We start from the raw sequence: 17,553 nt of genomic DNA, 5'->3' as shown, positions 1-17,553 counted from the left end.
GCACCGCACCGGACGTAACGGCACGACGGGGGCGGGGTGGCGATGCGATCAGCGTCGTCACCCCGCGTGACAACAACTGAAGGACCGGCCCGCCTGGCGCGCCACGAAACGTCCTTCACTGGTGAAGCACCGTGGGCCGGGCCGGTTCACGGGTTGCTCGTCTAGGCTGGCCGGCCGGAGGTGGTGCGGGTGCGACGGACAGCGCCGGTGGCGAACGCGGTGGGGCTGCTGGCCGGGTACGCGCTCGACAGGCTGCTCGGTGACCCGCGCCGGTGGCATCCGGTGGCCGGCTTCGGTCAGGCCGCCGGAGCGTTGGAGCGCCGCCTCTACCGGCCGGACCGTACGGCGGGTGTGGCGTTCACCGCGCTGGCCGTGGGCGGGCCGGTGCTGCTCGGGGCCGTCGCCACGGCGGCCACCCGGCACCGGCCGGTGACCCGGGCGGTGCTCGTGGCCGCCAGCACGTGGACCGTGCTGGGCGGCCGCACGCTGCGGCACGAGGCCACAGTCATGGGTCGGACGCTGCGCGCCGGTGACCTTCCCGCAGCCCGTCAACGTCTCGGTCACCTCTGCGGACGGGACCCGTCGACGCTGGGCGAGTCCGAGCTGGCCCGCGCCACTGTCGAATCGGTCGCCGAGAACACGTCCGACGCGGTCGTCGCCCCACTGGTCTGGGGCGCGGTCGCCGGTCTGCCCGGGCTGCTGGGCTACCGCGCGGCGAACACCCTCGACGCGATGGTCGGGCACCGGTCGGCGCGCTACGCACGGTTCGGCACTCCGGCCGCGCGGCTGGACGACGTACTCAACCTGGTGCCGTCCCGGCTGACCGGGCTGCTCACCATCGCTGTCGCGCCCGTCGCCCACGGGGATCGGCAACGGGCCTGGCAGGTGTGGCGGCGTGACCGCAACGACCACCCGAGCCCCAACGCCGGCCAGTGCGAGGCGGCCATGGCCGGCGCGCTCGGCGTCCGCCTCGGTGGCCGCAACGTCTACTTCGGGCGCTCCGACGTGCGGCCGTTCCTCGGCGACGGCCCCCGTCCCGAGGCGCGGCACCTGAAGCGTGCCGCCCGGATCTCCGGCGCTGTCGGGCTGGCGGCCGTGGGGTTGGCGGCCGCCTACCCGGTGACCCTCGGCCGTCTGGTCGGCGCCGTGGGCCGGCGCGGGTTGGCCGCCGTGACCGGTGGGCGTGGGCTTGTCGCCTTGGCGGGTGGGCTCGGGCCCGTCGCCGCCGTCAGCGGGCGCGGGCTGCGGGCTGTCGGCGAGGGCGGGGCCGTCGGTGCGGGCGGGTCCGTCGGAGCGGGCGGAATCGTTGGTGCCTGGCGGGGGAGCGGGCGGTGAGCGGCGGACTGCTGGTCGCCGGCACGACCTCCGACGCCGGCAAGAGCGTGCTCACCGCCGGGATCTGCCGGTGGCTGCACCGGCAGGGCGTGAAGGTGGCGCCGTACAAGGCGCAGAACATGTCGAACAACTCCGCGGTGGTCGTCGGGCCGGACGGGCGTGGCGGCGAGATCGGACGAGCCCAGGCCATGCAGGCCGCAGCCTGTGGGCTCGCGCCCGATCTGCGGTTCAACCCGGTGCTGCTCAAGCCGGGCAGTGACCTGGCGAGTCAGGTGGTGCTGCTCGGCGAGGCCGTCGACACCATCACCGCCGGCACGTTCCGGCACCTGCGTCCCCGGCTCGCCGAGACCGCGTACGCGGCGCTGGCCGAGCTGCGGGAGACGTACGACGCGGTGATCTGCGAGGGTGCCGGCAGCCCTGCCGAGATCAACCTGCGGGCTGGTGACTACGTCAACATGGGGCTGGCCCGGCACGCCAACCTGCCCACCATCGTGGTCGGCGACATCGACCGGGGTGGCGTCTTCGCCTCGATGTTCGGCACCGTGGCGCTGCTCGACCCTGCCGACCAGGCCCTGATCGCCGGCTTCGTGATCAACAAGTTCCGAGGTGACCTCGGGCTGCTCCAGCCGGGGCTGGACATGCTGCGTCACGTCACCGGCCGTCCCACGTACGGGGTGCTGCCCTGGGCACTGGACCTGTGGCTCGACGCGGAGGACTCACTCGCCTACGGCCGTGTGCTCGGCCGCCCCGCCGCCCCGCACGGCACCGAATGGCTGGACGTGGCCGTCGTCCGCCTGCCTCGGGTCAGCAATGCCACCGACGTGGAGGCGCTGGCCACCGAGCCGGGTGTCCGCGTACGCCTCACCATCGAACCAGCCGAGCTGGCCGCCGCCGACCTGGTTGTCCTCCCCGGCTCCAAGTCAACCGTCGCCGACCTCGCCTGGCTGCGCGAAACGGGCCTCGCCGACGCGGTTGCCGCACACGTGGCGGCCGGCAAGCCACTGCTCGGCCTCTGCGGCGGCTTCCAGATGCTCGGCCGCGCCATCCATGACCCGGTGGAGAGCCGGCAGGGCAGCGTGCCGGGGCTGGGCCTGCTACCCATCGAGATCACGTTCGATCCACGCAAGACCGTCCGACAGTCGGTGGGCACCGCCCACGGTGGCCTTCCGGTGCGCGGCTACGAGATCCACCACGGGTACGTCTCGCACACCGACCCCACCCTGGCCCCGCTGCTGACCGGCGACGACGGTGTCGGCGAGGGAGCCGTACTCGGCGCGGTGCACGGCACGCACTGGCACGGGGCGTTCGAGTCCGACGGGTTCCGTCGGTGGTTCCTCACCGAGACGGCTCGCCTGGCCGGCCGTACCGGCTTCCGGGTCGCACCGGCCACCAGCTTCGCCGCCGCCCGGGAACGCTCGCTCGATCTGCTCGGTGACCTCGTCGAGGAACACCTGGACACCGACGCCCTCTGGCGTCTCATCGAAACCGGGCCACCGGCGGGCCTCCCCTTCATCCCACCCGGCCCCCCACCAACCACCACGCCGCCTCAGAACTAGCCCCCAGCCTCCACGGCGGCGCACCTCCGTCCGCCGCGGACTCCCTGGCCGCGGTCGATCATGCACTTGTGGTGCCCGTTGTGCTCCGACTGACCCCTTTCATCCCCCACCACAATTCCATGATCGACGGGGCGAGGGCGGGGTGGGGCGGGACGGGGCCCGTGCGGCCGGTGCGCAGTGCGCGGCGGCGCCCGGTGGTGCGCCTGGGCGGGGTGAGGGAGGACTAGGGGCGGATGTCGGCGGGGCGGTCGGTTGTCGGCAGGCCGGCGGCGAGCCAGGCGTCGACGCCGCCGATCATGTCGGTGGCCCGACGCAGCCCGAGGGTCTGCAAACTGGCGGCGGCCAGGCTGGAGCTGTAGCCCTGTCGGCACACCAGCACGATCTCCCGGTCGTACCCGGTGGCCTCCGGGATCCGCCAGGCGCTGGCCGGATCGAGCCGCCATTCCAGCACGGTACGGTCGATGACGACCGCGCCCGGCAGGTCGCCCTGTTCGCGGCGTTGCAGATCGGTGCGGGTGTCGACCAGCAGCGCACCGCCGCGGACCGCCTCGACGGTCTGCTGCGGAGTCAGTCGGTGCAGCCCGGCACGGGCCTGTTCGAGCAGGGCGTCGATACCGGGGCTCATCACATCTCGGAGCACCACCCGATGATGCCGATTCGGTGGCACCCCGGGGCGGCGAACGGGCCGCCCGTCACCCGTGGCCGCCCCAATTCCCCCGGACGTGACGACGGCCGGCCAGGGATGGTCAGTCGGACGTGTCAGCCGGCCCGGCCAGGCCGCTGATGCGGCGTGATCCACTCGGCTTTCCGGAAATCGCGGTATCTGGTCGACCGGGATACCCCTATTTCAATGAATCGGAGTCGATCACCCGGGCGGGCGGCTCCGGCGGCATACTTTCGGTCATGCACCACGCGAGGCTGGGCTGACCCCGAGGCCGCACGGCCGGCACCACTGCGAGGCCGCGCGGAGTCCCGAGGCCACCCGGCCGGCACCGCAGCGGAGGGCCGTGGACATCACCGGAACGACCGATGACGTCGGGGGACCGACCGGTCGTCGGACTGGTAGGTCGTCAGTGGCAGTGGTCGAGGCGTACGCCGAACTGGCCCGTCGGGTGCTCGCGGGCCCGGCGCGGTTGGGGCGGACCCGGCTGGTCGCGGTCGACGGGCCGAGTGGCGCGGGCAAGAGCCGGTTCGCCGAGCGCCTCGCGGATGCCCTGGCGGCGCTGCCCGGCGGCCGGCCGCCCGTGGTGCACACCGACGACCTGCTCGACGGTTGGGACGACCAGGTCACCTTCTGGCCCCGTCTCGAGGAGGGGGTGCTCGGTCCGCTGCGGGAGGGGAGGCCCGGCGCCTATCGGCGCTACAGCTGGGTGCGGCAGAGCTTCCTGCCGCGGCCGGTTCCGGTTCCGGTCGCGCCGGTGCTGGTGTTGGAGGGGGTCACCGCGGCCCGTGCGGTCGTCCGGCCGGAGCTGACCCTGGCCGTGTTCGTCACCGCGCCTGGCTCGTTGCGGTTGGAGCGCGCGGTCGCCCGGGACGGGCCGGAGATCCTGCCCGAGCTGCGTCGCTGGCACGCCGGTGAGCAGACGCACTTCGCGGCCGACGACACGGCCAACCACGCGGACCTGCTGGTGGATGGCGCGCCGACGCTGCCGCACGACTCGGACCGGTACTACCTTCGCATCGGTTGAGCGGGGGCATGGACGTCCGCCAGCGGCTACGGCACGATGCGAGAGGGCCGCCACCGGCAGGGCACTGGGCGGGACGGCGGCCAACGGCACGACGCGAAGCATCCAGGGCGCGGCGATCGGGGGACTCATCATGTCGGCAACGGACACGCCCGCGCGGCGCCGGATCACCCTCACCGGCATCAGCTCGCGGGCCTGGGAGCATCCGGCCGACCGGGGCGCTCTGGTCGCCCTGCGGGAGCTGCGCGGGTTCGACGACGTGGTGCGGTCGTTCTTCGGCATGTGGAACGAGCGTGGTTTCCGGCTGTCCGTGCTCGCCTCGGGGATCCGGGTCGACCACCGGCAGTACCCGGCGGTGTGGCAGCGCTACGCCGAGGCCGCGGCGGCGCTCGACGTGGCGGAACTGCCCGAGCTGTACGTGACCCAGTCGCCCTGGTTGGGCGCCGAGGCCGTGGGCCTGGAACGGCCGTTCATCGTGCTGAACTCCGCCTGCGTGCAGCACCTCGACGAGGACGAGCTGCGCTGCCTGCTCGGCCACGAGCTGGGGCACGTGGGCAGTGGGCACGCGGTCTACAAGACGATGCTCATGATCCTCACCCGGTGGGCGGCCAACCTGAGCTGGTTGCCGGTGGGAGCGATCGCGCTGCGGGCGATCATCGCGGCGATGCTGGAGTGGTGGCGCAAGGCCGAGTTGTCCGCCGACCGGGCCGGTCTGCTCGCCGGGCAGGACCCGGCGGCCGCGCTGCGTCTGCTCATGAAGCTCGCGGGCGGCGGTGACCTGTCCCAGATCGACACCGCCGCGTTCCTGGAGCAGGCCGCCGAGTACGCCGGCGGCGGCGACCTTCGCGACAGCCTGCACAAGATCAGGATGACGGCGTGGAGCACCCATCCGGCCCCGGTGGCCCGGGCGGCGCAGCTCCGCCAGTGGATCGACTCCGGGGCGTACGGGCGGGTGCTGGCCGGTGACTACCCGCGCCGCGACGACGACAGCTCGACCAGCGTGTCGGAGGAGATCAAGGCCGCTGCAGAGTCGTACCGGGAGGAGTTCAGCCGGTCCACCGACCCGCTGGTCGGGTTGCTGCGCCGGCTCGGCGACGGCGCCAGCGACGTCGGCGAGTGGGTCGGAGGCACCGCCGGTCGGGCCCGCTCCTGGATGGACGCCGCCACCGAGGCAGCCGGCCGCGCCCAGCGCGCCGGCCGGGCCGCACCCGGCGCGCGGGCGGGCACCGGGCCGGCGGGCGGCGGTGACGGTACGGGCTCGGCCGGCACGTCGGGGTAAGGCCGGCATACGATGCCGGTCATGACCTCACCGATCATGTCCGAGTCCGAGGTGCGGGCCGCCGTCGAGCGGGAGATGCCCGGCGTACGCGCCGACCTGGAACGTCTCGTCCGCATCCCCGGCATCGCCTTCGAGGGCTTCGACCACTCACACGTGGAACGTTCCGCCGAGGCGGTCGCCGAACTGCTGCGCGGCTGCGGCCTGGACGTCGACATCGTGCGTTCCGGCGGTCAGCCCGCGGTGATCGGCCGTCGGGCGGCCCCGCCCGGTGCGCCCACCGTGCTGCTCTACGCCCACCACGACGTGCAGCCGGTCGGCGACCGGTCGCTGTGGGAGTCCGACCCGTTCGAGCCGGTGGAGCGTGACGGCCGGCTCTACGCCCGGGGCGCGGCTGACGACAAGGCCGGCATCATGGCGCACGTCGCGGCGCTGCGGGCATACGGGGACGCGCTGCCGGTCGGTGTGGTGCTCTTCATCGAGGGCGAGGAGGAGTACGGCTCCGACTCGCTGGAGCAGCTGCTGATCGAGCACCGCGACGAGATCACCTCGGACGTCATCGTGATCGCTGACTCCGGCAACTGGGACATCGGCGTACCGGCGTTGACCACCTCGCTGCGCGGCGTCGTCAACTGTTTCGTCGAGGTGCGCACGCTGGACCACGCGGTGCACAGCGGCATGTTCGGCGGTGCCGTGCCGGACGCGCTCACCGCGCTGGTCCGCCTGCTGTCGACGCTGCACGACGACGCCGGCGACGTGGCGGTGGAAGGGCTGGTCGGCCGGGAGGGCGCCACCGTCGACTACCCCGAGGACCGGATCCGGAACGAGGCCGGGCTGGCCGACGGCGTCCAGTTCATCGGCACCGGCCGGATCACCGACCGGCTCTGGACCAAGCCCGCGGTGGCGGTGCTCGGCATCGACGCGCCGTCCACCAGCGAGGCGCCGAACGCCCTGGTCCCGGCCGCGAAGGCGAAGCTCAACGTCCGTCTCGCTCCCGGCGACGACCCCAAGCGGGCGTACGCGGCGATTCGCGCGCACCTGGAGAAGCACGCTCCGTGGGGTGCCCAGGTGACCGTCAGCCTGGAGCACGACGGCAACCCGTGCGTGATCGACGCGTCCGGGCCGATGTTCGACGCCGCCCGGTCGGCCTTCCGGGCTGCCTGGGACGGCACCGACCCGGTGGACGTCGGCATCGGCGGTTCGATCCCGTTCATCGCCACCTTCCAGGAGATGTTCCCGGATGCGGCGATCCTCGTGACCGGTGTGGAGGACCCGCACGCCCGCGCGCACGGCCCGAACGAGAGTCTGCACCTGGGTGAGTTCGCCAAGGTCTGCCTCGCCGAGGCGTTGCTGCTCGGCAATGTCGCCGCTGCGCGTAGTTAGGTCACGGAACGGCGATTTCGGGCCTGATCTGGGAGTTTACGGCGTGTCGGATGGTCAGCTGTTATAGCCTTTCGTACATGAGTACGAACGAGGTGATGGCCCGGTTGGGGGCCGCTGTCAGCGCGCTGGGGGACGTCGACGTCTCCGCGTGGTCCGAGGACACGCTCAACGAACAGCTCGGTGAGCTCTCCGCCGCACTGGTCGCCCTCGACTCGGTGCTCTCCCGTGTCGCTGGCGAGGTCCGTGCCCGGGGGTTGCGCATCGAGGAGCCCGTCTCCGCCTGATCGTCGTCCGCGTTGGTGGGCGGCAACCTGCCGACACCGCCCGGGCACGGCAATGCCCGGGCGGTGTCGGAGGTGACTGGCAGGATGAGCTGCGTGCGGTTCCTCGACCTGGCAGCCACCTCCGCTGCCGTCAGCGCCACCAGCGGCCGGCGGGCCAAGGTGGAGCTGCTCGCTGACGCGTTGCGCCGGCTCGACCCGGGCGAGGTCGAGCCCGGTGCTGGCTATCTCGCCGGTGAGCTGCGCCAACGACAGACCGGGGTGGGCTACGCGAGCCTGCGTGACCTGCCGCCACCGGCCGCCGAGCCGACGTTGACGGTGGCGTCCGTGGACGCGGCCATCGAGCAGATCGCCGCCGTGGCGGGCACGGGTTCGCAGGCCCGCCGGCGGGCGTTGCTCGGTGCCCTCTACGCGGCGGCGACCGCCGAGGAGCAGCGTCTGCTCACCGGCCTGTTCAGCGGCGAGCTGCGCCAGGGCGCCCAGGCGGGGTTGCTCGCCGACGCGGTCGCCCGGGCCGCCGAGGTGCCGGTGGCGACGGTCCGACGGGCCCTGCTGCTCGCCGGTGACCTGCGTGCCGTGGCGGTGGCCGCGTTGTCCGGCGGGGCCGCCGAGTTGGCCGGGTTCGGCCTTCAGGTCGGCCGGCCGCTGGCGCCGATGCTGGCGCAGAGCGCCCCCTCTGTCGACGAGGCACTCGCCGCGACCGGCACGCCGGCGGTGGTCGACGTGAAGCTCGACGGCATCCGCATCCAGGTGCACCGTTCGGGCGCCGACATCGCCGTCTTCACCCGCAGCCTCGACGAGATCACCGCCCGGGTTCCGGAGGTGGTCGCCGCGGTCCGGGCCCTGCCGGGCCGCGAGTTGGTGCTCGACGGCGAGGCGATCGGCCTGGACGAGACGGGCCGTCCGTTGCCGTTCCAGCAGACCTCCAGTCGGGCCGCCCGACGCACCACCCCCAGCACCACCGGCCGCACTCCGGTCGCCCCGGCGGTGCTCGCGGCAGCCGCCAGCACCGGCGCGACAGTGCTCACTCCGTATTTCTTCGATCTGCTGCACCTCGACGGCGAGGACCTGATCGACCTGCCCGGCCGGGAGCGGTGGGCCGCCCTCGCCGGCGCGGTCGACTCGTCGCTGCTGGTCGGTCGGATGGAGGTCGACGGGCCCGAGCAGGCCGCCGCCGCGTTCGCTGCCGCGCTGGACGCCGGGCAGGAGGGCGTGGTGGTCAAGGCACCGGACGCCCCCTACGACGCCGGCCGGCGCGGTGCCGCCTGGGTCAAGGTCAAGCCCCGGCACACCCTCGACCTGGTGGTGCTCGCCGTCGAGTGGGGCAGTGGCCGGCGCAAGGGTTGGTTGTCCAACCTGCACCTGGGCGCGCGCGATCCGCACACCGGCGACTTCGTCATGCTCGGCAAGACGTTCAAGGGGCTCACCGACGAGCTGCTGCGGTGGCAGACCGAGCGGTTCCTCGACCTCGCGGTCGAGCGCGGCGACTGGGTGGTCCGGGTCCGGCCCGAGCAGGTGGTGGAGATCGCTTTCGACGGGGTGCAGACCAGCTCCCGCTATCCCGGGGGGATGGCGCTGCGGTTCGCCCGGGTGGTGCGGTATCGCGACGACAAGTCCGCCGCCGAGGCGGACACCATCGACGCCGTCCGCGCCATCCACGCCGGTCGTCCCGCCGGTTGACCGGCCGCACCGGCCCGGGTCACCTGCTGGACAGAGACCTCGCGTAGTTCACCTGGTTGTTGATGTGCGCCACCTGAGTCTGATCGGCGACCGGGATCCGCGCCACGTACTGCTGCGCGCCGTTGGTCACCGTCACCTGCACGGTGCCGTGGTGCCGGGTCTCCTTGACCAGCAGGAAGAGCAAACTCAAGACGAACAGGCAGAAGAAGCCGACGATGGCGCAGATCAGCGCCCAGGTCGCCACCTTCTCCTCGCGCTGCCAGTAGTCGGCCACGTGCCAGGTCGCCCCGGCCAGCGGCAGCACCCCGGCCGGCGTACGGATGACGGGCGGGCTGACCGCGATCTCGGCGATCTGCACCGCGACCACCTCCGGCCCGCTGGCGTAGCCGGCCAGGGCCGGGGGCACCGCCTTCGGGGTCGGAGGGTACGGCCCGACCGCCGGCCATGCCCCGGCCGGCTGGGCCGGCGTCCATCCCTCGGCCGGCTGGGCCGGTCCCCATGCCCCGGCCGGCTGGGACGGCGGCCCGGAGAAGGGAGCGGGCGGTGCGGAGAACTGCGCGGGTGGTGCCGAGAACTGTGCCGGAGGCCCGGAGAACTGCGCTGGTGCCGGCGTGACCGGGAACGGTGTCGTCGGCGGTAGGCCGGAAGCCGCAGCGGCCGGCGGCGCCGTCGTCGGCAGTGGCGCGGTCGGTGGTTCGGCGGCCCACGGGTCGATCGGCGGGTGCGCCCGGGTCTCCGGAGCGGGCTCGGGCAGCGGTGCCGTGGGATCCACGCTCATCGGGACCCCCAACGTGAGGTGAACACCCGGCGGAGACTACCGGCTGCCGTGGTGTCCCCGGTGCCCCCGAGCGTCCGGGTGAGTCACCGGAACGGAACGGACCGGGTCGGGCCGGGCCGGTCAGGCGGACGCGCTCGGTGTTGGCTCGGCCGCCCGGTCCAGCGGAGCCGGGGTGGTGCCGAGGCCGGCGGCGCGGCGTGCCTCGCGGCGGGCCACCCAGCCGTAGCCGAACAGGGCCATCACCGCGAAGAGCCACCACTGCACGACGTATCCGAAGTTCTGCCAGTTGTTGGCGTGCCCGACCGGCACCGCCTTGAACACCGGGTCGGCCGCCGGGGTCTGCTCGTCGAGCAGCAGATAGGCGCCGTAGACCGGGTAGGGCAGTTCGCCGGCCAGGCGTGACACCCCGATCCGTCGGATCTCCAGCCGCCCGTCGCGCCGCGCCACCGCGCCGGCGCCGCTCTCGGTCTCGTGCACACGACCGACTACTGTCACATCACCGGTCGGAACGGCCGGCACCTGCGGCTGGGCGGTCGCCCCACCCGGCGCCGGCGGGATCCAGCCCCGGTCCACCAGCAGCGCCGTGCCGTCCGCGAGCACCAGCGGGGTGAGCACCTCGAAGCCGACCCGGCTGTCCACCGTCCGACCACGGACCAGCACGGTGTTCGTCGGGTCGTACCGGCCGGTGACTGTCACCCGTGTCCAGACCTTGTCCTCGGCGGGGGCCGGGCCTGTCGTGCCCGCGCCGCCGCTGGGAGCACGCAACGCTTCGGCCAGAGGCGTCGGGGTCATCCGCTGGCCCGCGTCGATCCGCTCGTTGACCTCGGTACGCCCCCGGTAGCGGTCCAGCTGCCAGTTGCCGAGGAACACCATGACGGCGGCGGCAACCAGGGTCAGCGCGAGAGCGCCCAGCCAGCGTGGGCTCAGCAGGAACCGGTACACGGCACCGAGGCTACTCGTATGACCGGCGCCACTGACCTGGACCGGGCCGGAGCCGTGCCAGGAACCGGTCCGGTGGCCCCGGTTGGCGGTGCTCACGTCTCCAGCCGTACGGGTATCGTCACGCCGACGGATCGGCCCCGGTCGTCCCGTCGCGTACCCGCCACCGCTCGCGAGGAGTCGATGATGACCGTCGTGCCGCGCCTGGTGCTCAGCGCACCGTCCTCCGGGCACGGTAAGAATGCGCTGGCGATCGGGCTGCTCGCCGCGCTCGCCGAGCGGGGGGTGGACGTCGCCGGGTTCAAGCTCGGTCCGGACCACGTCGATGCCGCCTACCTGGGCCTCGCCTCCGGTCGGCCGGGTCGGGTGATCGATCCTCGGCTGGTCGGCATGGACCGGCTCGCCCCGCTGGTGGCGCACGGTGCCGCCGGTGCCGGGCTCGCCGTCGTGCAGGGCAGCATGGGCCTGTACGACGCGGTCGGTGGCCGCCCGGAGCAGGAGTCGACGGCCGCCGCGGCCGCGGCGCTGCGCAGCCCGGTGGTGCTCGTCGTCGACGTGGCCGCGATGGGTCAGTCGGTGGCGGCCCTGGTGCACGGTTTCCGCTCGTACGACGAACAGTTGTGGCTCGGCGGGGTGATCCTCAACCGGGTGGCGTCGTCGCGGCACGAGGCGATGCTGCGCGAGGCGTTGGACGACGTGGGTGTGCCGGTCTACGGTGCGTTGCGTCGCCAGGACCTGCCGGCGGTGCTGCCGTCGCGGCGGCACGGTGTGGCGCCGGTGGTCGACGGCTCCGCCGACGCCGTCCGCGCGGTCCGTCGACTGGGCGAGGCCGTCGCCGCCACTGTCGACCTGGAACGACTGCTCGGGCTGGCCCGCTCCGCCCCAGAGCTGCCCGCCCCCGCCTGGTCTCCCGAGGAGGCCCTCGGCGCGTTCACCGCCCCGGCGGACCGCCCTCTGGTGGCGCTGGCCGGCGGGCCGGGCGGCAGCTTCAGCCACCCGGAGACCGCCGAGTTGCTGCGCGCCGCCGGCGCCGAGATCGTCACCGTCGATCCGCTGCGCGACGAAGCACTGCCGGTGGGCACCCGCGCGCTGGTCATCGGTGGCGCGCTGCCCGAGGCGTACGCCGAGCAGTTGTCGGCCAACCGGCGGCTCTGCATCGCGGTGGCCGAGCTGGCGCGGACCGGGCGTCCGGTGGTCGCCGAGGGCGCCGGGCTGCTCTGGTTGGCCCGGGAGTTGGACGGGCTGCCGATGTGCGGTGTCCTGGACGCGATCGGCGTCAGCCGGGACGGTCTGGTGGCCGGCTACCGGGAGGCGACCGCCCAGACCGACAGCGTGGTCGCCGCCCAGGGCACGGTGCTGGTCGGCCACAAGGCGCACCGTGCGGTGCTCACCCCCCGCGCTGGTCAGCGCCCGGCGTGGAGCTGGGAGGGCGGCACGCCGGAGGGGTTCGTCTGGCGCAACGTGCACGCCTCGCAGCTCACCCTGCACTGGGCCGGTCATCCGGCGACGGCGGCCCGGTTGGTCGCTGCGGCGGCCGAGCCGACGAACGAGGCGGTGCCGGCGCAGCCCGGCGGGGTGCCGGCGTGATCGGTCAGGTGGCGGTGCGCCGATTCCCGGCGTTGACCGTCTCCACCCCGCGTACGGAGGTGCGGCGACTCACCTCGGCGGACGCGGAGGCGGCCGGGGAGGTCTTCGCCGACAAGTTGACCCGGCGCTGGCTGCCGTTGCCCGACGACTCCGGCCCGATCGACGGGCACGCCTGGTGCACGGAGCTGGCCCGGCAGCGGCGGGACAGCGGCGAGGGTGACCACTATGCGGTGGTCCGACGCGAGGACGACCAGGTGGTGGGCTCGCTGTGGACGCGGCGCACCGACTGGGGTGCCCGTCTCACCGAGGTCTCCTACGCGATGGCACCACACGCGCGGGGCTTCGGCTTCGCCGCCGAGGCCGTCGACGCGGTGGCCATCGCGCTGATCCTGGAGCACGGCTTCCAACGGGTCGAGCTGCGGGTGGCACCCGGCAACCTGGCCTCGCGCCGGGTCGCCGAGAAGGCGGGGTTCAGCTACGAGGGCCTGCTGCGCAATGCCGGGCTGGTCGGCGGCGGCCGGGTGGATCTCGAACTCTGGTCGTTCGTCGCCGCCGACCTGCGCTGACCCGCCGGCTGGTCAGCCGACGATCGCGTCCGACGGTGGGGTGAACTGGCGGGTCGGTGTGCCCTTCAGGCCGTCGCGCAGCGTCTCCGACACCGCCTTGATCGGGATCTGGGACTGCCCGTCACCGACCGCATTGAACGGGTTGTCCGGGTCGGAGATGAAGCTCGCCGCGGCCAACTCCGGTGTGTAGCCGACGAACCAGGCGGATCGCGTGCTGTCGGTGGTACCGGTCTTGCCTGCCACCGGGCGTCCGACTGTGCCCCGCACGCTGTCGGCGGTGGACCAGCCGCCGCAGCTCCCGCGCGCCGGGGTGTCGCCGGTGGGGCAGCGGGCCGCGTCGGTGGCCGCCCGAGCGGCGTCCGCGCTGACCACCTGCCGGCAGCGGGGCTTGGCCACCTCACGATGGATGCCGCCCGGGGTGGCGTACGTGGTCGGCGTGCCATCCCGGTTCATGATCGACTGCACCGGGATCGCCTCGCAGTAGCGACCGTCGGCGGCGATGGCGGCGTAGGCGTTCGCCATCTCCAGCGGGGTGGCGTCGGAGACACCCAGGGTGAACGCGCCCCACTTCTTCGCCTTCTCCGGGGACGCGTGGTCCCGGTCGACGTCGGTGCGCCACCGCAGCCCGAGCTGCTCGGCCAACCGGACCGCCCGGTCCGCGCCGACCTTCTCCTCCAGCCAGACGAAGTACGTGTTGACCGATTTGCCGAAACCGGACCACATGGTCTGTTGGCCGGTCATCGCGCCGCTGGCGTTGGAGGGTGACCACCCGTCGTAGACGGTCGACCGGTAGCGGTGGGGGGCGTTGAACGAGGTGTTGAGGGTCATCCCCGAGTCCAGCGCGGCCAGCATCGGGAACATCTTGAACGTCGACCCGGCCTGGTAGCCCGCCAGGTCACCGCCGCCGAGCAGCGGCGCCACAGTGTTCGGGTAGTTGGCCTTCACCTTCGGCCCGGCCTCGGGATTGGAACTCTGCGGGTTCTCGCTGAGGTCCAGCGAGTACGTCCGGTTCACCGCCATCGCCTTGACCCGCCCGGTGCCCGGCTCGGAGACCACGATTCCGTTGGCGAACGGGCTGCCGGTGGCCTCCTTGGAACCGACGTTCTTCTCCGCCGCCTCCTGGATCTTCGGGTCGATGCTGAGCACGATCCGGTAGCCGCCCCGGCGCAGCTTGTCCATGCGTTCCAGCCGGTTCGCCCCGAACGCGGGCTGCGCGCTCCACCAGTTCTTCAGGTAGTCGCAGGCGAAGCCCCAGCTGTTGTACTTCTCCGCCACCGCGGCACAGTCGTGCGGCGGGGTCGTCAGCTTCAGCCGGATCGGCTCGGACCTGGCGGCGGCGGCCGAGTCGGGGGAGAGGTAACCGAGCTGGCTCATCCGGTCCAGCACGTAGTTACGTCGCCCGGTGGCCTCCTTCTGGTCGGAGTCGGCCGGGTCGTACTCCGACGGGGACTTGACCAGCCCGGCGAGGGTGGCGGCCTCGACCGGGGTGAGGTTTTTCGGGGTCTTGGAGAAGAAGATCTCGCTGGCCGCGTAGATGCCGTACGCCCGGTGCCCGAAGTACGCCGAGTTCAGGTAACGCTCCATGATCAGCTCCTTGCTCATCTCCTTCTCCAGGTCCAGCGCCATCCGCATCTCCTTGACCTTGCGAAGGCTGGTCTGCTGGGTGGCGTCCTGGACCTCCTTGGGCGTGGTCGCGCTGTCCCGCAGGGCCATCCGGACGTACTGCATGGTCAGTGTCGACGCACCCTGGGAGACGCCGCTGGAGCGGGCATTGGACACGAAGGCACGGGCGACGCCCTTCGGGTCGACGCCGTGGTGCTGGTAGAACCGTGAGTCCTCGGCGGCGACGATCGCCTGCTGGATGTTCGGCGACATGTCCGACAGCTTGGTGTACTGCCGGTACTCCTCGTAGAACATGGTCAGCACGGTCTTGCCGTCCGGGGCGTAGACGTACGAGGTCTCGGCGGGCAGCGCGGTGGTCAGCAGTCTGGTCTTCTGCTCCGTGGCGTGCGCGGTGGCCTTCGCGCCGAGCCCGGTGACGGCGACCAGTGGGTACGCGGCGGCGGCGATCACGATTCCGGCGATCAGTCCGGCACGAAGTAGAGGGACGAGTCGACCAGCGGCAGCAAGGGGTCGGTTACTCACATGGCCAAGTTATGACATTTCCGATTCGTACCTGAGAAGAACTCTTAAACCGGCGGGTGGTGACGTGGCTTACGCCGAGATCGGCTGTCCCACCGGCCACCTTCCCGGCAGGATCGCGGACATGTCTGATCAGCCGAGTGGGATGGCCCCGACCGCCGGGGCCGAGCCGGACCTCGCGCACCACGGCGACGCGGAGGCGACCGAAGGCCTGATCGACCTCGCCGTCAACGTCCGCCAGGCAGCGCCTCCCGCCTGGCTGGCCGGCCCGATCGCCGCGACCCTGACCGACCTGGCGCGCTATCCGGACCCGACGGCGGCCCGGGCGGCGGTCGCCGCCCGCCACCGCCGTCACCCGAACGAGGTGCTGCTCACCACAGGCGCGGCCGAGGGCTTCGTGCTGATCGCCCAGGCGCTGCGCGGGGTGCGCCGACCGGTGGTGGTGCACCCCCAGTTCACCGAGCCGGAGGCGGCGCTGCGGGCCGCCGGGCACCCGGTCGAGCGGGTGCTGCTGGACCCCGCCGACGACTTCCGGCTCGACCCGTCCCGGGTGCCCGCCGACGCTGACCTGGTGATGATCGGCAACCCGACGAACCCCACCTCGGTGCTGCACCCGGCGCAGACGCTGGCCACGCTGGCCCGCCCCGGCCGGGTGCTGGTGGTCGACGAGGCGTTCGCCGACACCACCATCGCCCCCGGCCATCCCGGCGAACCGGAGTCGCTGGCCGAGCGGCGCGACCTTCCGGGGTTGCTCGTCCTGCGCAGCCTCACCAAGACCTGGGGCCTGGCCGGTCTCCGGATCGGCTACCTGCTCGGCGCTCCGGAGCTGCTGACCCGGCTGGCCGCCGTCCAGCCGCTCTGGGCCGTCTCCACACCCGCGCTGGCCGCCGCGTCCGCCTGCGCCACCGCCGTCGCGGTCCAGGCCGAACGCGCGATCGCCGCCGACCTCGCCGCCGACCGCGACCACCTGGTCGCCCGCCTGACCGACCTGCCCGGTGTACGCGTTGTCGGCCGCCCCGCCAGCGCGTTCGTCCTGCTGTACCTGCCGGGCGCGAGCGCGATCCGAGCCGCGCTGCGGGAGCGGGGCTGGGCGGTACGCCGAGGCGACACGTTTCCCGGCCTCGGCCCGGACTGGCTGCGGGTGGCGGTGCGCGACCGTAACACCACCGACGCGTTCATCGAGGTGCTGCGCGAGACCATGGAGGCATGATGCTGGAGACCACGATCGCGGCGATCCGACCGGCGGACGAAGCGGCCATGGCCGCCGCCCGCGAGCTGCACGGCCGGCTGACCAAGCCGGCGGGCTCGCTGGGCGCTCTGGAGGATCTTTCGGTACGCCTCGCCGGGCTGGCCGGGGCCTGCCCACCGCCGCTGCCCGAGCCGGCCGCCGTGGCGATCTTCGCCGGCGACCACGGGGTGCACGCCCAGGGGGTCAGCCCGTGGCCGCAGGAGGTCACCGGGCAGATGATCGGCAACTTCCTGGCCGGCGGGGCGGTGGTCAACGCGTTCGCCCGACAGGCCGGCGCGTCGGTCACCGTTGTCGACGTCGGTGTGGCCACCCCGCTGCCCACCGGACCGATCGCCGATCCGGCTGGGCCCGATTCGGCTGGGCCCGAGCCGGCTGGGTCCGAGCCGGCGGTGCTCGACCCGGCGGTGCCCCGACTGGTTGTCGCGTCCGTCCGCCGGGGCACCCGCGACTTCACGGTGACCGCCGCGCTGACCCGGGACGAAGCGCTGGGGGCGGTGCAGACCGGCATCCGGATCGCCGACGAGCTGATCGACGCCGGGGCCGGCATCCTGCTCACCGGTGACATGGGCATCGGCAACACCACCCCGGCCGCCGCGCTGATCGCCGCCTTCACCGGTGCCGACCCGCTCGACGCCACCGGCCGGGGCACCGGGATCGACGACCCGACGTACGCCCACAAGGTCGCCGTGGTGCGCTCCGCGCTGGCCCGGCACTCGCCCGACCCGGCCGACCCGCTGGGTGTGCTGGCCGCCGTCGGTGGCCTGGAGCATGCCGCGCTGGCCGGGCTGATCCTGGGTGCCGCGGCCCGCCGTACGCCAGTGCTGCTGGACGGCGTGATCGCGGTCTCGGCCGCGCTGGCCGCCGCCGCGTTCGCCCCGGCGGCGGTCGGTGCCATGGTCGCCGGTCACCGTTCGGCCGAGCCCGGCGCCACTGTGGCACTGCGACACCTCGGCCTCGACCCGCTGATCGACCTGGGGCTGCGCCTCGGCGAGGGCACCGGCGCGCTGCTGGCGTTGCCCGTGGTCACCGGTGCCGTCCGGGTGCTGCACGAGGTAGCCACCTTCGACTCCGCTGGCGTGGCCGAGAAGTGACCACA

At 73.2% G+C, this 17,553-nt stretch carries 14 protein-coding genes and 1 pseudogene; 11 read left to right on the top strand and 4 right to left on the bottom strand.

Features of this window, described 5'->3' with window-relative positions:
• Positions 1-189: 189 nt before the first annotated feature.
• A pseudogene (locus CLT68_RS00375) lies at positions 190-1,185 on the top strand (cobalamin biosynthesis protein); the annotation flags it as partial.
• Positions 1,186-1,331: 146 nt separating this feature from the next.
• On the top strand, positions 1,332-2,891 hold the full coding sequence (locus CLT68_RS00370) for a cobyric acid synthase (protein ID WP_099848033.1): 1,560 nt from the start codon (positions 1,332-1,334) through the stop codon (positions 2,889-2,891).
• A 223-nt stretch (positions 2,892-3,114) separates the two neighbouring features.
• Here CLT68_RS00370 and CLT68_RS00365 read toward each other — a convergent pair whose 3' ends face one another.
• Positions 3,115-3,516 carry a rhodanese-like domain-containing protein gene (locus tag CLT68_RS00365; RefSeq protein WP_088949799.1) on the bottom strand — a complete coding sequence of 134 codons (402 nt, stop codon included), beginning with the start codon at positions 3,514-3,516 and terminating at the stop codon, positions 3,115-3,117.
• A 388-nt stretch (positions 3,517-3,904) separates the two neighbouring features.
• On the opposite strand from CLT68_RS00365, the gene CLT68_RS00360 reads away from it, so the two are divergent.
• The 5 genes from CLT68_RS00360 (at position 3,905) to CLT68_RS00340 (ending at position 9,196) form a co-directional block, all read left to right on the top strand.
• Positions 3,905-4,579, top strand: a complete 675-nt coding sequence (locus CLT68_RS00360) for a uridine kinase family protein (protein WP_486482407.1) — start codon at positions 3,905-3,907, stop codon at positions 4,577-4,579.
• A 130-nt stretch (positions 4,580-4,709) separates the two neighbouring features.
• Entirely contained in the window at positions 4,710-5,855 is a 1,146-nt protein-coding gene (locus CLT68_RS00355; RefSeq protein WP_099848029.1) for a M48 family metallopeptidase, read from the top strand.
• A 36-nt stretch (positions 5,856-5,891) separates the two neighbouring features.
• Positions 5,892-7,235, top strand: a complete 1,344-nt coding sequence (locus CLT68_RS00350) for a dipeptidase (RefSeq protein ID WP_199177193.1) — start codon at positions 5,892-5,894, stop codon at positions 7,233-7,235.
• 77 nt (positions 7,236-7,312) lie between these two features.
• Positions 7,313-7,519, top strand: coding sequence for a hypothetical protein (locus tag CLT68_RS00345; RefSeq protein ID WP_030333429.1), 207 nt, complete (start codon positions 7,313-7,315; stop codon positions 7,517-7,519).
• 84 nt (positions 7,520-7,603) lie between these two features.
• Positions 7,604-9,196 (top strand): ATP-dependent DNA ligase, encoded by a 1,593-nt coding sequence (locus tag CLT68_RS00340; RefSeq protein WP_247671502.1) that lies wholly within the window; start codon positions 7,604-7,606, stop codon positions 9,194-9,196.
• 19 nt (positions 9,197-9,215) lie between these two features.
• Here CLT68_RS00340 and CLT68_RS00335 read toward each other — a convergent pair whose 3' ends face one another.
• Together CLT68_RS00335 and CLT68_RS00330 are read right to left on the bottom strand one after the other, a co-directional pair.
• Positions 9,216-9,974 (bottom strand): hypothetical protein, encoded by a 759-nt coding sequence (locus tag CLT68_RS00335; protein ID WP_099848027.1) that lies wholly within the window; start codon positions 9,972-9,974, stop codon positions 9,216-9,218.
• A 120-nt stretch (positions 9,975-10,094) separates the two neighbouring features.
• Positions 10,095-10,916 carry an SURF1 family cytochrome oxidase biogenesis protein gene (locus CLT68_RS00330; RefSeq protein ID WP_099856652.1) on the bottom strand — a complete coding sequence of 274 codons (822 nt, stop codon included), beginning with the start codon at positions 10,914-10,916 and terminating at the stop codon, positions 10,095-10,097.
• Between the two features lie 183 nt (positions 10,917-11,099).
• On the opposite strand from CLT68_RS00330, the gene CLT68_RS00325 reads away from it, so the two are divergent.
• Together CLT68_RS00325 and CLT68_RS00320 are read left to right on the top strand one after the other, a co-directional pair.
• Complete coding sequence (locus CLT68_RS00325; RefSeq protein WP_099848025.1) at positions 11,100-12,500, top strand: cobyrinic acid a,c-diamide synthase CobB; 1,401 nt, start codon at positions 11,100-11,102, stop codon at positions 12,498-12,500.
• A complete protein-coding gene (locus tag CLT68_RS00320) occupies positions 12,497-13,066 on the top strand; it encodes a GNAT family N-acetyltransferase (protein WP_099848023.1) in 570 nt (189 codons plus the stop codon). Before CLT68_RS00325 ends, CLT68_RS00320 begins: the two co-directional genes overlap by 4 nt.
• Before the next feature lie 12 nt (positions 13,067-13,078).
• On the opposite strand, the gene CLT68_RS00315 is transcribed toward CLT68_RS00320, so the two are convergent.
• Positions 13,079-15,211 carry a transglycosylase domain-containing protein gene (locus CLT68_RS00315; protein ID WP_099848021.1) on the bottom strand — a complete coding sequence of 711 codons (2,133 nt, stop codon included), beginning with the start codon at positions 15,209-15,211 and terminating at the stop codon, positions 13,079-13,081.
• Positions 15,212-15,332: 121 nt separating this feature from the next.
• On the opposite strand from CLT68_RS00315, the gene cobC reads away from it, so the two are divergent.
• Both cobC and CLT68_RS00305 read left to right on the top strand, forming a co-directional pair.
• The gene (gene cobC / locus CLT68_RS00310; RefSeq protein WP_099848019.1) at positions 15,333-16,418 is read left to right on the top strand and encodes an Rv2231c family histidinol phosphate aminotransferase CobC; all 1,086 of its coding nucleotides are present in this window, start codon (positions 15,333-15,335) and stop codon (positions 16,416-16,418) included.
• Positions 16,418-17,548, top strand: coding sequence for a nicotinate-nucleotide--dimethylbenzimidazole phosphoribosyltransferase (locus tag CLT68_RS00305; RefSeq protein ID WP_099848017.1), 1,131 nt, complete (start codon positions 16,418-16,420; stop codon positions 17,546-17,548). The genes cobC and CLT68_RS00305 overlap by 1 nt, the downstream gene beginning before the upstream one ends.
• Positions 17,549-17,553 lie beyond the last annotated feature (5 nt).

This window comes from Micromonospora sp. CNZ299, from assembly GCF_002754415.1.
Note: the sequence above shows the minus strand (reverse complement) of the source record. Positions and strands in the feature narration are given on the sequence as shown.

Bases quoted from the DNA above. Each gene is read 5' to 3' on its own strand.
- CLT68_RS00340 (WP_247671502.1), top strand. From the start codon at position 7,604: ATGAGCTGCGTGCGGTTCCTCGACCTGGCAGCCACCTCCGCTGCCGTC.
- cobC (WP_099848019.1), top strand. From the start codon at position 15,333: ATGTCTGATCAGCCGAGTGGGATGGCCCCGACCGCCGGGGCCGAGCCG.
- CLT68_RS00335 (WP_099848027.1), bottom strand. From the start codon at position 9,974: ATGAGCGTGGATCCCACGGCACCGCTGCCCGAGCCCGCTCCGGAGACC.
- CLT68_RS00325 (WP_099848025.1), top strand. From the start codon at position 11,100: ATGACCGTCGTGCCGCGCCTGGTGCTCAGCGCACCGTCCTCCGGGCAC.
- CLT68_RS00350 (WP_199177193.1), top strand. From the start codon at position 5,892: ATGTCCGAGTCCGAGGTGCGGGCCGCCGTCGAGCGGGAGATGCCCGGC.
- CLT68_RS00305 (WP_099848017.1), top strand. From the start codon at position 16,418: ATGCTGGAGACCACGATCGCGGCGATCCGACCGGCGGACGAAGCGGCC.
- CLT68_RS00345 (WP_030333429.1), top strand. From the start codon at position 7,313: ATGAGTACGAACGAGGTGATGGCCCGGTTGGGGGCCGCTGTCAGCGCG.
- CLT68_RS00365 (WP_088949799.1), bottom strand. From the start codon at position 3,516: ATGAGCCCCGGTATCGACGCCCTGCTCGAACAGGCCCGTGCCGGGCTG.
- CLT68_RS00355 (WP_099848029.1), top strand. From the start codon at position 4,710: ATGTCGGCAACGGACACGCCCGCGCGGCGCCGGATCACCCTCACCGGC.